Origin of the sequence: Deinococcus rhizophilus (assembly GCF_030271215.1) — a bacterium.
Lineage (GTDB): Bacteria > Deinococcota > Deinococci > Deinococcales > Deinococcaceae > Deinococcus > Deinococcus rhizophilus.
In genome coordinates, this window is sequence record NZ_JASNGB010000061.1 from 1 (window position 1) to 15,160 (window position 15,160).

The following is a 15,160-nucleotide window of genomic DNA, read 5'->3' on the forward strand; positions in this document are numbered from 1 at the left end:
CGCGTGGGCCCGCTGCCCGCCCAGCACGTCGGCCAGCAGGGTGCGCGGCAGGGCGGGCCGGGCGGGGTCGATCAGCCCGGCTTCCGCCACATAGGTGAGGTCGTGCCCCGGGACCTCCGGCGTGCGGGTGTCTCCCACGATGGGGACCCGGCACAGGCGCGGGAAGTCCCGTCCCAGCGTTCCGCCGTCCAGCCCCAGCCGCCCCAGTGCCGAGGGACGGCTGCTCGTGAGCAGGAGGTCGGCCCCGACCAGCAATGCCCGCAATTCGGCGTGTCCAGCCGCCCCCTTGACGTCCAGCCGCCGCACCTCCACCCCCCGCGTCAGCTCCCCGTACCACTCGGGCGCCCACCCCGCGAAGGGGTCACCCCCCGGCGGTTCCACCTTGACGACCTGCGCCCCGTCGTCCCGCAGCGCGGCGGCGGCGAGGGGGCCCGGCAGGTTGGGCGCGAGGCTCAGGACCGTGAAGCCGTGCAGAGGGCCTGACATGAGGTATCCTCCCACGCCTGTCTGTTGTCCCCATAGGGGTAACGGCGTTCCTGTGCCGGAGACGGGGTGTGTTCAGGGCGCTCCGCCTATGATGGACCCATCACCCGCGCCCCTCGCGGGGGCCTGCCACAAGGCGGCCAGAAGGAGACTGACATGGCGATGAACCTGTTCGGTGCGCGTGACGTGCTCACCACCAAGGCTGGGCAGAAGCTCTATTTCTACGACCTGAACAAGCTTCAGGTGGACGGCGCGGACATTGCCCGCCTGCCTTTCTCGGTCAAGGTGCTGCTCGAGAGCGTCCTGCGCGAGGCCAACAACTACGACGTGCGCGAGGAGGATGTCCGCGCCGTCGCGAACTGGAAGCCCGTCAACGAGGAGATCGAGATCCCCTTCAAGCCCGCCCGCGTGATCCTGCAGGACTTCACGGGCGTGCCCGCCGTCGTGGACCTCGCCTCCATGCGCGACGCGATGGTGAAGCTCGGCGGCGACCCCAACCAGATCAACCCGCTGATCCCGGTCGACCTCGTGATTGACCACTCGGTGCAGGTCGACGAGTTCGGCACCGACTTTGCCCTCGCCAACAACATGGCGCTGGAGTTCGAGCGCAACCGCGAGCGCTACGAGTTCCTCAGGTGGGGCCAGCAGGCCTTCGACAACTTCGGCGTGGTGCCGCCCGCGTCGGGCATCATCCACCAGGTCAACCTCGAGTACCTCGCCAAGGGCGTGCAGAGCCGCCCCGAGACGGTGGACGGGGAAGAGGGCGGCGTGGTCGTGTACCCCGACAGCCTCGTCGGGACCGACAGCCACACCACCATGATCAACGGCCTGGGCATCGTGGGCTGGGGCGTGGGCGGCATCGAGGCCGAGGCCGTGATGCTGGGCCAGCCCATCTACATGCTGATGCCCGAGGTGATCGGCTTCAAGGTCACGGGCGCGATGCCCGAGGGCGCGACCGCCACCGACCTCGCCCTGCGCGTCACGCAGATGCTGCGCGAGAAGGGCGTGGTGGGCAAGTTCGTGGAGTTCTACGGGGCGGGCCTGAGCAGCATGACCCTGCCCGACCGCGCGACCATCGCCAACATGGCCCCCGAGTACGGCGCGACGATGGGCTTTTTCCCGGTGGACGAGGAAGCGCTGCGCTACCTGCGCCGCACCGGCCGCCTGGAGGACGAGATCGAACTCGTGGAGGCGTACTACAAGGCGCAGGGCATGTTCCGCACCGACGAGACGCCCGATCCCGTCTTCACCGACACCATCGAACTCGACCTCTCGACCATCGTCCCCAGCCTCGCCGGGCCCAAGCGCCCGCAGGACCGGGTGGACCTGACCGACATGCACACGGTCTTCGCGGAGGCCCTGACCGCGCCGGTCAAGAACCGCGGCTTCGAGCTGGGCGCGGACAAGCTGGAGGCCCAGGGGACCATCGGCGGCACCGAGATCAGGATCGGGCACGGCGCGGTCACGCTGGCGTCCATCACCTCCTGCACGAACACCTCCAATCCCAGCGTCCTCATCGCGGCGGGCCTCGTGGCGAAAAAGGCCGTCGAGAAGGGCCTGAAGCCCAAGCCCTGGGTCAAGACCAGCCTCGCGCCCGGCTCCAAGGTCGTGACCGAGTACCTCGAAGCCGCCGGGCTTCAGGACTACCTCGACCAGATCGGCTTCAACACGGTCGGGTACGGCTGCATGACCTGCATCGGCAACTCGGGACCGCTGCCCGAGCCCACCGTGCAGGCCATCGACGAGGGCAACCTGGTGGTGGCCTCGGTGCTGTCGGGCAACCGCAACTTCGAGGGCCGCGTCAACCCCCACATCAAGGCGAACTACCTCGCCTCGCCGCCGCTGGTCGTGGCCTACGCACTGGCAGGCACGGTCGTCAATGACATCGTGAACGATCCCATCGGGCAGGGCAGCGACGGCCAGCCCGTCTACCTGCGCGACGTGTGGCCGACCGGCGCCGAGATCCAGACGATCATGGATCAGGCGATCAACGCCGAGATGTTCAAGCGGGTCTACGACGGCATCGAGCAGAGCAACGCCGAGTGGAACGCGATCCCGGTCGCCGAGGGGGCGCTGTACAACTGGAACCCCGAGTCCACCTACATCCAGAACCCGCCCTTCTTCGAGACCCTGGCGGGCGGTCCCAATGAGATCACCTCCATCGAGGGTGCCCGCGTGCTGGTGAAGGTCGGGGACTCGGTGACCACCGACCACATCAGCCCGGCCGGGTCCTTCAAGGCCGACACCCCGGCGGGCAAGTACCTGCTGGAGCGCGGCATTCAACCCAAGGACTTCAACTCCTACGGCTCGCGCCGGGGCAACGACCGCATCATGACGCGCGGCACCTTTGCCAACATCCGCCTCAAGAACCAGCTCGCGCCCGGCACCGAGGGGGGATTTACCACCAACTTCCTGACGGGCGAGGTGACCTCCATCTTCGACGCCTCGACCGCCTACAAGGAAGCGGGCGTGCCGCTGCTGGTCTTTGCGGGCAAGGACTACGGCATGGGCTCCAGCCGCGACTGGGCCGCCAAGGGCACCTTCCTGCTGGGCGTGAAGGCCGTGATCGCCGAGAGCTTCGAGCGCATCCACCGCTCCAACCTTGTCGGGATGGGCGTGCTGCCCCTGCAGTACAAGAACGGCGAGACCGCCGACAGCCTGGGCATTGGGGGCGACGAGACCTTCGACCTGATCCTGCCCGGCGACCTGAAGCCCCGCCAGGACGTGACCCTGCGAATCACGAAGGACGGCGTGGCGCGTGAGGTCACCCTCCAGTGCCGCATCGACACGCCGGTCGAGATCGACTACTACAAGAACGGCGGCATTCTCCAGACCGTGCTGCGCGGCATTCTGGAGCGCAGCGGCCAGAAGGCAGGCGCTCAGGCGTAAGCCGGTTCGGTTCGTAGAAGAGCCACAGAGAGCCCCCACCCGTCTATAGGGTGGGGGCTTCGTCGGTCATCAGGGTTCTCTCTTCTGTTCCCGCCTATTCCCGCCGCACCCGCTCGGGCCGCAGGCTGCCCTGCGGCGTCTGGAGGTAATGCCCCAGCCACGCCACCACGACGAGCAGGTGCACGCTCAGCAGGCCGAACAGCGCCGTGTCGGGCTGCGCGGTGTGCCCGTAAGCCCCGACCAGCTGGAACAGCGTCAGGGTCAGCAGCACCCTGAAGCGGCGCTCGGGAAACCGCAGGTAGGCGTAGCTGCCCGCCGCCATGCTAAACAGCAGGGGAAGCAGCAGAGCATTGAACATCTCTTGACCCATACCTCATTCTGAGTCAGAGACTGCGGCGGCACTTGTGGGTTGAGCGGGGGGCCGTCTGCCCTCCCGCAGTCAGGCTCGGTGAGAATCATGTGTCCGGCTCAAGGGTGGCGCAAGGTTGCGTCAACCCCGGGTGAGGGAAGGTGCATCCCACGCGCGGGGCCGAGTTCCTAGACTCGCCGCAGGAGGCTGACTTATGGCTCGATTGCAAGGTACTGGCGGGGGCGGCGGCCGCACGGCGCTGCTGATTGTTCTGATCCTGCTCATTCTGTTCCTACTCGCGTATTTTCTATACCTCAAGCCCCAGGGCATCCTCGACCTCGGTTTCTGAGCCGGGGCCCATTCCCACATTCATTCCTACACTCGGAGGACTCGCATGATCAAAGGCAAAGACCTGCTGGGCCGCAACGTCGTGGCCATCAACACCGGCGAGCGCATCGACAGCGTGCGCGACCTCGTTTTCGACCACCAGGCCAATCAGGTGCTGGGGCTGCTCGTCGACGAGGGCGGCTGGTTCCGCTCGGCGCGGGTGGTGCCCTTCGAGGCGATCCGTTCCATCGGCGAGGACGCCATCATGGTGGACAGCGCGGCCGCCGTGACCTCCACCCGTGAGGATGGCCGACTTGCCGAGGTGCTGGATTCCAACGTCAGCCTCGTCGGCATGACGCTGCTGACCACCGACGGCCAGAACCTGGGCAAGATCGCCGACGTGTATTTCGAGGAGATGACCGGGCGCGTGGAAGGCTACGACGCGACGGGCGGGATCTTCAGCGACCTGACCAGCGGCCGGAGCTTCGTGCCCGCGCCCGAGGACGTGCAGATCGGGCAGGACGCGGCCATTGTGCCGGTCAGCGTGGCGACCGCCATGCAGGAGCAGGAGCCCGGTGGCCTGAAGGGGGCCTACCAGAGCGCCGCCGAGAGCGTCAAGCACGGTTACGAGAACATCGCAGAAGCCACCAAGGAGCGCCAGAAGGAGTACGTCGTCGGCAAGACAGCGGGCGGCGACATCACCCTTGAAGACGGCAGCGTGATTGTCCACAAGGGCGACATCATCACCGCCGAGCAGGCCGACCAGGCCGAGGGAGCGGGCAAGCTGGCCGCGCTCGCGACCGCCGCGACGGGCGGGGTGCTCTCGGAAGCCTACGGCAGCGCCAGGGAGCGGGTGCAGGGCAGCGTGGAGGATCTGCGCGGGGCCAGCGCCGATCGTCAGAAGGACTACGTGATCGGCAAGACCGCTGCCACCGACGTGACCGCCGAGGTGGCCGACGGGGTGCAGGAGGTCATTGTCCATCAGGGCACCGTCATCACGCCCTTCCACGCCGAGCGGGCCGAGCAGGCAGGGCGACTTCCTGCCCTGGTCGCGGCGGCGGGTGGCGGCAGCCTCTCCGAGACGGTGCAGACCCTGACCGGACGCAGCGAACCCACCACCGTGGAGGACACCATCGGGCGCCGGGTCCGCAGCGACGTGCGGACGCCCACGGGCAACCTGCTCGCCGTGCAGGGCCAGATCGTGACCCCCGCCGTGGCCGAGCGGGCCCGGACGCTGGGGCTGGAAGCCGCGCTGATCGCCGCGACGGTCGCCCCGCAGACGGGGGGCAGCGGCGCCGGGACCGCTGCGGCCCTGTCGGGGGGCGTGGCGAGCGTCAGCGAGGGCGCGAGCAACCTGCTCGACCGTGCCAAGTCGTGGTTCAGCGACAAGCGCGAGGAGGCTGGAGAGGCCCTCGAGAACCGACAGGAGCAGCAACTGGAGCAGAAGGTGCGCGACGCCCTGGGACGCCCCGTCACCCGCGTGATCCTGGCTCCCGACGACACCATCATCCTCAACGTCGGCGAGATCGTGACCCACAAGGCCATCGATGCTGCGCGGGCCGGGGACGTGCTCGACATCCTGGTGGGCAGCGTGAGCAAGGAGGAGCCGGTCATCGATCCCCTCGCGGTGCGCCCCCATGAGACGGGCGTCGCCGCGCTGGAAGGTCAGGCGGACCTGGCCGAGGCAGGACGGCTGGACGACGGGACCCAGGCGGGAATGAGCCCGGTGGACCCCGCCGATCCCACCCGCCGCAGCTGAGCCTCTAGGGCTGAGGGCGGACCCCCACATACGGGAGGTCCGCCCTCTCCTGTCGTGCCCGTCAGTTGCGGAAGATGACTTCCTCACGGTGGAAGGACCGCAGTGCCAGCAGCCCCAGCAGCAGCGCTCCCAGCAGGTTGGCCCCGATGGCGCTCAGGGCGTGCCCGGCCGTGAGGTTGCCGCGCACCACATCGAGGATGGCGACCATGCTTCCAAACAGCGGAATGGCGTAGATGCCGTCGCCCAGCGTCAGGAAGTCACTGAACTGCAGCAGCACCGCCGGAAACACGATGGCGAGCGAGAGCGGCGTGACGTAGGTCTGCGCCTCCTTGTAGGAGCGGGCGTAGATGCTCAGGGCGATCAGGATGGCGCTGATCAGCAGCGCTGCACTGACCACCGTGCCCAGCAGCGCGAGCCCTCCCCCCAGCGTCAGTGTGAGCTGCCCGCCGAAAGCCTGGGTCAGTTCGGCGTTCGCCCCGTTCCCCGCCAGCAGGGTCCGCGACAGCACCCCCGTCAACAGGAAGCCCGCCACGCTGAACAGGGCGGTGGTGAGCGCCGTGATGGTCGTGGCGAGCAGCTTTCCGGCCACGACCTCCGAGCGGCGCACGGGCGAGACCAGCAGGCTCTCGAGCGTGCCGCGCTCCTTTTCGCCCGCCGTGGCGTCGAGGGCCGTGGCCATCGCGCCCGACAGGATGAAGTTCAGCATCAGCAGCGGAATCAGGAAGGCAAGCTGCCCGCTGCGCCGCTCCTGCTCGGGGCTGGCGTCGATGGGGGAGAGGGTCACGGGCGTCAGGGTCTGCGGTCCCAGGCCCAGCCCGCCCAGCCGCTGCACGGCGAGGTCGCGGTTGTAGGCCTCGACGGTCGCCTGCACCTTGGCGAAGGCCCCCGTCTGGGCCCGCAGGTTCCCCAGCTTGGCGTAGACCTCCAGTTCCCCTGCCCCGTCGCCCGCGCGGGTGGGCAGCGGCGCGGGGGCCCGCAGGGCCGCGTCCACCTCGCCCGACTGCACGGCGGCGCGGGGGTCCTCGACCGGGACAAGTTCGACCCCGGCCCGGATCACACTGCCGCCGGGCGCCGTCTCGTCGCGGGTCAGGGCCGTGCGCAGAGGCGCGGGCAGCGTGCCCACCACCCCGACCTTCTGCCGTTCCTGCGCCTGCCCGCCGATAAAGTTGCCCAGCAGCAGGGGCAGCCCCAGGGTAAACAGGGGAATCAGGAGCAGCGGAATCAGAATGGTGCTGGTCAGGGTCCGGCGGTCGCGCAGCGTCGAGAGCAGGTCGCGCGAGGCCACCCGCCAGATCTGGTCAGGACGCACGGGTGGCCTCCCCGTCCATGCCGCGCACCAGCGCGAAAAAGGCCCGTTCCAGAGTGCGTTCGCCCGTCCGGGTCAGAATCTCCGGAATCGCTCCCACCGTCACGAGTTCACCCTGGTGCAAGATCGCCACCCGGTCGCAGACCTCCTCGGCCTCGCTCATGACGTGGGTGGAATACAGGGTGAGCCGCCCCGGTCGCCGCGCCGCCGCCACGAAGTCGAGCAGGGTGCGCCGCGCGAAGATGTCCAGCCCACTCGCCGCCTCGTCGAGAATCAGCACCTGTGGGTCGTGAATCACGGCGCGGGCGATCACCACCTTCTGCTTCATGCCCGTCGAGTACTCGCCCGCGCGGGTGTCCAGCGTCCGCCCCAGCTCCAGCGCGGCGTCCAGCTCCGCGACGCGCGTGTCGGCCTGTGCCCGCGTCATTCCGTAGAAGCCCGCGAAGGACCGCAGCACCTCGCGGCCCGTCAGCCGGGCGGGCAGGCCCATGCCGCCGTTCACCACGCCGATGGCCCGGCGCACCGCTTCCGGCTCGCGCCCCACGTCATGGCCCGCCACGCTCGCGCGGCCCGCTGTCGGCTGCAGCAGCGTCGCCAGAATGCGCAGCAGGGTGGTCTTGCCTGCCCCATTGGGGCCAAGCAGCCCGAAGACCTCGCCCTCCCCCGCCGTGAGGCTCACGTCCCGCAGTGCCGTGTACCGTCCGTACGTCTTGCTCAGGTTCTGGATATCCAGCATCGTTCCTCCCACCTGACCCTACGCCACGGGGGGCAAAAACGTTGCCGGGCTCACGTTGTGCGGGGGTCCAGAGGCCCCGTCAAGAAATGCTGGAGGCGCGGCGTGACCCCTCTCACGGTGCCCTGATGGGGGCAGGGTACGCTGAAGTCCATCAGTGAGGAGGCAGGCCGCCACCCGGCCCGCTCGCCGTCCGTTGCTCCTTCCAGCCCAACGCCCCATCAGCCCAGCTCATGCAGGTGAAAGCCTGATCTGTCACACTAGGAAAGTTGCGCCCTGCGCACTTGTACCGAGTCCACTTTCCCGACTCATCGCCGGAGGGGCCTGACCGCCTGCTCTGGTGTTCCGGAGGATAGCGCATGTTTAACCCCCCCACCCTCGAAGACCTGCAAGAAACCCGGCGTGCCAACGAGAAGCTCGTCCTGAAGGCGCTGGAAAGCAAGCCGGAATGGGTCGAGACCGAACTCGCCAAGACCACCAGCCTCGCGCTGTCGCACCTGCGGGCGGCCCTGGCCAGCCTGCTTGATCAGGGCCGGGTGCGCCGCCTGCCGGGCACCGGGACCCGCGCGGTGTACGGCCTCGCCGACCCTGGTCTCGCGGACGTGCCTGCCACGCCGCTTACCGAGGATGCCAAGCGCGTGCGGGATTACCTCGAGGGCCGGGCCGACAGCGCCCTGTACATGAGCGACCAGCTCCGCATGACCCGAGACGACGTGATGGCGGCGCTCTCGCTGCTCAACGCGCACGGCATGGTCACCTGCACCTTCGTGGGCAGCCTGGTGATCTTCCGGCTCAAGGAAGCGCAGGCGCTCGGGCAGGAGCAGGCCCCCGCCGCCCCCGTGACCGGCAAGAAGAAGCAGGTCGCCTGATCTTCCCAGCGTCCTGACCTCCGGGCCTCCCACCGTGGAGGCCTTTTGTGTTGGGGGAGGAATGACCGGCGGGGGACGGGTCCTCTGTTATGCTGGGCTTCATGAAGCTCGTGCTCGCCGTGATTCAGGATGCCGACGCCGCCGCGCTGATCCGGGTGCTGTCGGAACACGCCTTCGAGGTCACCAAGCTTGCCAGCACCGGCGGCTTTCTGCGCGAGGGCAACACCACCCTGATGATCGGGGTGCCCGACACCCGCATGGACGAACTCAAGCGCCACGTCGGGCAGACCTGCCGCACCCGCACCCGCCTCGTCACCCCCGGCGTCCCGATGGGCGAGGGCGGCGAGGGCATGGCGTCGGACCCGGTGGAGGTCGCCGTGGGCGGCGCGGTGATGTTCGTGCTGGGCGTGCAGGAGTTTGTCAAGGTGTGACGGCCGGGCGCCGAGCTTGAAGAGTTGAGCGGGCGAGCTTCAGGGGTGTTGCTGCCCTCAAGCTCGCCCGCTCGCCCTTCCCCTGATGCCGGGTTCCGTCTGTTTCGTTGACACACCGGGAGAGCACCGGTTTGCCCACTCCACGCCCGAAGCCCGTTTCGCCCCCACTCGCCCTGCTCGGATGGAATCCCTGCGTCAACGATTCAATCGGAGTCCGTCCTACTTGGTGTCGTACCAGTTCGGCCCTGCGCCGACCTCGACCGCCAGCGGCACGCTGAGCTGCGCGGCGCCCTCCATCACCTCGCGGGTGAGCTGCGCCACCTCCCCCGCGCGGTTCCCCGGCGCCTCGATCAGCAGTTCGTCGTGGACCTGCAGCAGCAGCCGGGCCCCCAGGGTCTCCAGCCTGCGGTCGAGCTGCACCATCGCCAGCTTGATGATGTCGGCGGCAGTGCCCTGGATGGGCATGTTGTAGGCCAGCCGCTCGCCTGCCTCGCGCAGGGTGCGGTTTTGCGCCTTGAGCTCCGGCACGTAGCGGCGGCGGCCATACAGCGTCTCGACGTAGCCGTGTTCGCGCCCGAATTCCAGCGTGCGGTCGATGTAGCGCCGGATGCCGGGGTAGGTGCTGAAGTAGACCTCGATAAAGGTGGCGGCCTCGGCGTAGGGGATTGCCAGATCATTGCTGAGGCGGTGGGCGCTCATGCCGTACAGCACGCCGAAATTGACCGTCTTGGCGGCGCGGCGCTGGTTGGGCGTGACCGTCGCCTCGTCGAGCCCCAGCACCTGCGCGGCGGTGCGGCGGTGGATGTCCGCACCCTCCTGAAAGGCCTGCTGCATCAGGCGGTCTTCCGCGATGTGCGCGAGCAGCCGCAGTTCGATCTGCGAGTAGTCCGCGCTGATCAGGCAAAAGCCGTCGTCCGCGACGAAGCCCTTGCGAATCTCGCGGCCCAGTTCCGAGCGGATGGGGATGTTCTGGAGGTTGGGGTTGAGGCTGCTCAGGCGCCCGGTCGCCACCGCCGTCTGCGCGAAGGTGGTGTGCAGCCGCCCGGTCTGCGGGTTGACCAGGTTGGGGAGCGGATCGAGGTAGGTGCCGCGCAGCTTTTCCAGCTCGCGGTATTCCAGCAGCGCGGGGATGATGGGATGCTCGTCGCGCAGCGGTTCGAGGGCGGAAACGGCCGTGCTCCGCTTGCCCGTCAGCTTGGTCTTCTTGCCGCTGGCGAGGCCGAGTTCGTCGTACAGCACGGTTTCGAGCTGGTCACGGCTGCGGATGGGGAACTCGCGGCCCGCGTGCCCGTGAATCTCGGCCTCCAGGGTGGCGAGGCGCTCGGCCGTGGCGATGGACAGCCCGCGCAGGTAGGCGCTGTCGAGCCGCACCCCGCGCACCTCCATCCGGGCGAGGACCGCCGAGAGGGGAAGTTCCATCTCCGCGTACAGCTTGCGGCGGGGTTCGTCGAGCTGGGGCGGGAGGTCGGCCATCAGGCGGTGGGTGATCGCCGCGCGGGTGGCGGCGTCGCCCGGCCAGGACTGGCGCAGGTAACGCTCGGTGACGGTCGGCATGTTGGTGTTGGCGGGGTCGAGCAGGTAGGCGACGAGCAGGGGATCGTCGCCTGGCTCCACCACGGTCCCGCGCACGCTGAGGTGCGCCGCGAGCGCCTTGGCCCCCGCCGCCCGCACCGTCCGCTGCCCGATGAACTCGGTCTCGGAGACGGTGGGCGGGTACAGGGCGGCCAGCCGCTGCGAGGCTTTTTCCACCGCGCGGGCGGCTTTCTCGGCGGCCTTCTGCTCGGCCTTGGTGCGGGGTGCCTCGGGGAGCAGCGCGGGGTCGGCGGGTGCCTCCGCTGCGGGCAGGGCGCCGGGTGGGGGCGTGCGTTCCTCGGTGGGGGCGACGCGGGCGACCTCGCCGTCGAAGGTGGCCGCCGCGATCAGGTCGGCGGTCAGGTCGTCCTCGCGCGAGAGCACGTAGCCCCAGGTCACGTCCGGCCCCGGCGTGCGCCACGGTTCGGTGGGGGGCGGGGTAAAGGCGTCCGGTGCGGGGATGGACGCGGTGGCGGCGGCGGCCAGCGAGTCGGCCTCCTTTTGCCCCAGCGCCAGCACCTCGCGCTTGAGGGACACCAGCTCCAGCTCGTCGAGCAGGGCCATCAACTGTTCGGGGTCGCCAGGGCCGCGCGGCACGCCGAGTTCGACCGTCAGCGGCAGGTCGGTCACCATCCGCGAGAGGTCGCGGCTGAACAGCACGTCCTGTTCGGATGCCAGCAGCTTCTCGCGGGTGCCCCTGGGTTCCAGCGTGCCTGCGCGGGCGGCCTCCAGCGCGGCGTCGAGGGTGCCGTACTCCTGGAGGATCCTGGCGGCAGTCTTGGGGCCGATCCCCCTGGCGCCGGGGATGTTGTCGCTGGCGTCCCCGGTCAGCGCCCGGTAGTCCACCCACTGCCGCACCGTGACCCCGTACTTGTCCAGCACCTCCTGCGGGCCGATCAGCGAGAAGTCGTTGGCGATCACGCGCACGTGGTCGTCGAGCAACTGGTAGGCGTCGCGGTCGGAGGTCACAATCCGGACCTGCAGACCCCGGCCCTCGGCCATGCGGGTCACCGAGCCGATCACGTCGTCGGCCTCGTAGCCCAGTTCTTCCAGCCGGGGCCACCCCAGCGCGTCGACCAGGGCGCGCAGGCGGCGAATCTGTCCGGGCAGGTCCGAGGGCGTCTGGGCGCGGCCCGACTTGTAAGCGCCGTACTGCTCGTGCCGGAAGCTGCCGCCGGGCGGGTCGAACATCACGATGATCTGGTTGCTGGATTGCCGCGCCAGCCGCAGCGTCTGGCGCAAGAAGCCCAGAATGGCGTGGGTCGCTTCTCCCTTGCTGTTGCTCAGCGGCGGCAGCGCGAAGTAGGAGCGGAACGCCAGCGCGTGGCCGTCGATGAGCACGAGCGTGTCGGGGGAGGCGGGAGTCATGCGGGCATTCTACGGAGGGCCGGGGAAGGGGGAAGGCGGCCCAGCCCGCCGTGGGGGTAGGGTGACCGGGTGGAGCCTGCCGCCTTTCCACCCCCGGACCTCGAACTGCTGGAAGACCTGCCCTTCAGCACCCACGGGTTGCGGCTGGACCTGCTGCGGCTCCGGGGGCAGGCTCCTCTTAAAACGGTTGATGTGAATTGCGACTTCGCCGTCGCCCTGCCCTGCCTGTCCCCCCTTGCCTCAGTGACCGTGGTCCAGAGGCCCGTCCACCAGCCCCGGCGTGATCAGGTGCTTGGCAATGGAGCGGGCGGGTGCCGGGCCACACCTGTCTGAGCCGGACCTGATCCCGCCACTACCGTCGGGCCAGGCCCCGGAATGCCGACCAGGGCCTCCGGGCGGCAGAGGGGTCAGCCCCGCTGGCCCTGCCGCTCCACCACGCCCGCCAGGGTCCGGGCGACCTCGTGGATCTCGGCCTCGTCGGGGCCCTCGACCATCACCCGGATCAGGTTCTCGGTACCGCTGGGGCGCAGGTTGACGCGGCCCCGGCCGTTCAGGCGGGCCTCGGCCTCGGCGACGGCGGCCTGCACCGCCCCGTCGCGGGCGATGGCCTTCTTGTCGGCCACGCGCACGTTGACCAGCGTCTGCGGAAACATCACGAGGTCGTCGTGCAACTCGTCGAGGGTGGTGCCCAGCGCCCGCATATGCCCCAGCGTCAGCAGCGCGGTCAGCACCCCGTCCCCGGTGGGCGACACGTCGAGGAACAGCATGTGCCCACTCTGCTCGCCGCCCAGGGTCAGGCCCTGCTCGTGCAGCCGCGCGTGGACATAGCGGTCGCCCACGGCGGTGCGCTCCAGCCGCGCTCCGGCCTCCTTGAGCCTCACCTCCAGGCCCATGTTCGCCATCAGGGTGGTCACCACCGCCCCCTCGCCCCGTGCCCGGGCCCCCAGCAGCAGCATGTGGTCGCCGTGGATCACGTTGCCGCGCGAGTCCACCAGCAGGGCGCGGTCGGCGTCCCCGTCAAAGGCCACGCCGAGGTCGTAGTCTCCCCCCCGCACGAGGCGCTGGAGGTGCTCCAGATGGGTCGAGCCGCAGTCCCGGTTGATGTTGCGGCCATCGGGGGTGGTGTAGACGGCGAACACGTCGGCGCCCGCCGCCTGGAAGACCTTCGGCCCCACCCGGTAGGCGGCCCCGTTCGCGCAGTCCATCGCCACCCGCAGCCCGGTGAGGTCGGGCGCGTGCTCCCGCAGAAAGCCGGTGTACAGGCGCTCGGCCTCCGCGTAGTTGGTCACCGAGCCGAGGTCGATGCCCGTCACGGGCGGCAGCGCGGGCACCTCGTCGATGGCCGCCTCGATCTCCAGTTCGGTCGCGTCGCTGAGCTTCTGGCCGCCCGGCCCGAAGAACTTGATCCCGTTGTCCTGATACGGATTGTGCGAGGCGCTGATGACCACGCCCGCGTCCGCGCCGAGGTACCGGGTCAGGTAGCTCACGCCGGGGGTGGGCAGGACGCCCACGTGAATGACCGTGACGCCCCGGCTGGTCAGGCCCGCCGCGAGCGCCGCTTCCAGCATGTCGCCGCTCTGGCGGGTGTCCTTGCCGATCACCACGCTGGCGCGGGGGTTGCGCCGCTTGAAGACCTCGCCCGCCGCCGCGCCCAGGGTCATCACCCAGGCCGGGGTCAGCGGATATTCGCCCGCCACCGCCCGCACGCCGTCGGTGCCGAAGTACTTGCGTTCGCTCATGATGGGTCATGATACGCGGGCCGCCGCCCACCGCCATGAAGAATCTCGCCGGACAGGGCCGCCTTGTCCCTCTGGCTGTCCTGCCGGAAACCCCAGGCGCCCCCGCCGCGTACCCTGGGGCATGAGCGGATTTTCAGGCGGCTCCTTCTCGTTCGGTCACAGCCACAGCCACGGCCGCAAGCGGCGCGGCTTCGGGATGCTGGGACACAGCCACAGCAGCGGGCACCGGGGGGGCGGCTTCCTGGGCGGCGTGATGGGCGGCAGCAGCGGCCACCGGGGGCGGTACGCGCGGGGCGGGCACTACCGCCAGACGCGGCGCCCGCGTGGACTGGGGTGCCTGGGCGTGTTTCTGGTGGGCGCGGCCCTGACCGGGGGCACGCTGGCCGGGGTGCTGTCGCTGCTGGCGTGAGGCTGGCGGCCCTCGTAGGCGACCTGCGGCGGCTCTCCGGCCCTGGCCCGGCCCGCTCGGCGCGGGTGTGGCCGGAGGAGTTGCGGGCCGCCTTTCCGGGTTCCCGGCGGCGGCGGGAAACGTGGGTGGGGGAGGGGGCGGCCTTCGCGCGGTACGCGGGCGGGGGCAGTCCCCTCTTCCTGAAGTACCTCCCGGCAGGCTGGCGCGACGAACGGGCCTACGCGCGGCTGAGGCGCGAGGCCGCCTATCTGCGCGACCTCGCGCCGCTCTCGCCCGTGCCGCACGCCCGGTTGCTCCACGCGGCGAGCGACCCGGCGCGGCTGGGAGCGCACCTCGTGACCGAGGACCTGACCGACGCGACCACAGGCTGGGGCGCCTTTGCCACCGACGCCGGGCGGGAAGACGCGCTGGAGGCCATCGTGCGGCTGCTGGCCTGGCACCACGCCTTCTGGCTGGAGCGCCCCGAGTTGCGCGGTGGGTGGAGCTGGGACCCGGCGCGGGCGCTGCGGAGGGCGGCGCGGGTGGAGACGGCCCCGGACTGGACGGACGCGGAGGGGGCAGCGGTCCGGGAAGCCGCCGGGGCCCTCCCCGCCCTGCTGGCGGCCACGTGCGGGGTCACGGTCGCGCACGGCGACCTCCACGCCGGGCAGGTGCTGTGGTCGCGGGCGGACGGCTCGCCCATCCTGATCGACTACGGGCAGACACACGCGGCGCCGCTGGGGGAGGACCTCGCGCACCTGCTGTACGTGCGGCTCTCGGGTCCAGACCGCGCCCGCCTCGGTCCCCGGCTGCGTGGGGCCTACCTGGAGGAACTCGGCGCCCACGGCGTTTGCCGCACGGGTGCCGGGTGGGAGGTCGAGGAGCGGGCGGGCCTCGCCCTGAACGTGTTGGCGACGGCGGCGCAGGCCGGGCGCGAGGGCGGCAGC

At 70.1% G+C, this 15,160-nt stretch carries 13 protein-coding genes; 7 read left to right on the forward strand and 6 right to left on the reverse strand.

The features are described from left to right. On the reverse strand, positions 1–486 hold a 486-nt coding region (locus QOL99_RS08290), incomplete at its 3' end, for a CoA transferase (protein WP_285522936.1). Positions 487–639: 153 nt separating this feature from the next. On the opposite strand from QOL99_RS08290, the gene acnA reads away from it, so the two are divergent. Next, positions 640–3,372: an aconitate hydratase AcnA gene (gene acnA, locus QOL99_RS08295; protein ID WP_285522937.1), complete on the forward strand. Its 2,733-nt coding sequence runs from the start codon at positions 640–642 to the stop codon at positions 3,370–3,372. Positions 3,373–3,466: 94 nt separating this feature from the next. Here the strand turns inward: acnA and QOL99_RS08300 are convergent, their stop codons facing one another. Beyond that, a complete protein-coding gene (locus QOL99_RS08300; RefSeq protein ID WP_285522938.1) occupies positions 3,467–3,730 on the reverse strand; it encodes a hypothetical protein in 264 nt (87 codons plus the stop codon). Between the two features lie 205 nt (positions 3,731–3,935). Between QOL99_RS08300 and QOL99_RS08305 the strand changes: the two genes are divergently transcribed. After that, positions 3,936–4,070, forward strand: coding sequence for a hypothetical protein (locus QOL99_RS08305; RefSeq protein ID WP_285522939.1), 135 nt, complete (start codon positions 3,936–3,938; stop codon positions 4,068–4,070). Positions 4,071–4,115: 45 nt separating this feature from the next. Next, the gene (locus tag QOL99_RS08310; protein WP_285522940.1) at positions 4,116–5,807 is read left to right on the forward strand and encodes a PRC-barrel domain-containing protein; all 1,692 of its coding nucleotides are present in this window, start codon (positions 4,116–4,118) and stop codon (positions 5,805–5,807) included. Between the two features lie 61 nt (positions 5,808–5,868). On the opposite strand, the gene QOL99_RS08315 is transcribed toward QOL99_RS08310, so the two are convergent. Continuing rightward, positions 5,869–7,116 (reverse strand): ABC transporter permease, encoded by a 1,248-nt coding sequence (locus QOL99_RS08315; protein WP_285522942.1) that lies wholly within the window; start codon positions 7,114–7,116, stop codon positions 5,869–5,871. Beyond that, a complete protein-coding gene (locus QOL99_RS08320; RefSeq protein WP_285522945.1) occupies positions 7,106–7,849 on the reverse strand; it encodes an ABC transporter ATP-binding protein in 744 nt (247 codons plus the stop codon). The genes QOL99_RS08315 and QOL99_RS08320 overlap by 11 nt, the downstream gene beginning before the upstream one ends. A 356-nt stretch (positions 7,850–8,205) precedes the next feature. Between QOL99_RS08320 and QOL99_RS08325 the strand changes: the two genes are divergently transcribed. Both QOL99_RS08325 and QOL99_RS08330 read left to right on the forward strand, forming a co-directional pair. Next, entirely contained in the window at positions 8,206–8,715 is a 510-nt protein-coding gene (locus tag QOL99_RS08325; RefSeq protein ID WP_285522946.1) for a transcription initiation factor IIE subunit alpha family protein, read from the forward strand. 101 nt (positions 8,716–8,816) lie between these two features. Then, positions 8,817–9,146: a cyclic-di-AMP receptor gene (locus QOL99_RS08330; RefSeq protein ID WP_285522947.1), complete on the forward strand. Its 330-nt coding sequence runs from the start codon at positions 8,817–8,819 to the stop codon at positions 9,144–9,146. Positions 9,147–9,365: 219 nt separating this feature from the next. On the opposite strand, the gene polA is transcribed toward QOL99_RS08330, so the two are convergent. Both polA and glmM read right to left on the reverse strand, forming a co-directional pair. Then, positions 9,366–12,086 (reverse strand): DNA polymerase I, encoded by a 2,721-nt coding sequence (gene polA, locus QOL99_RS08335; RefSeq protein ID WP_285522948.1) that lies wholly within the window; start codon positions 12,084–12,086, stop codon positions 9,366–9,368. A gap of 407 nt (positions 12,087–12,493) precedes the next feature. Then, complete coding sequence (glmM, locus tag QOL99_RS08340; protein WP_285522950.1) at positions 12,494–13,825, reverse strand: phosphoglucosamine mutase; 1,332 nt, start codon at positions 13,823–13,825, stop codon at positions 12,494–12,496. Positions 13,826–13,946: 121 nt separating this feature from the next. Here glmM and QOL99_RS08345 point away from each other — a divergent pair, with 121 nt between their 5' ends. Together QOL99_RS08345 and QOL99_RS08350 are read left to right on the forward strand one after the other, a co-directional pair. Further along, a complete protein-coding gene (locus QOL99_RS08345; protein ID WP_285522951.1) occupies positions 13,947–14,234 on the forward strand; it encodes a hypothetical protein in 288 nt (95 codons plus the stop codon). Further along, positions 14,231–15,160: phosphotransferase family protein (locus tag QOL99_RS08350; protein WP_285522952.1), on the forward strand; the 930-nt coding region annotated here is incomplete at its 3' end. The genes QOL99_RS08345 and QOL99_RS08350, both read left to right, overlap by 4 nt.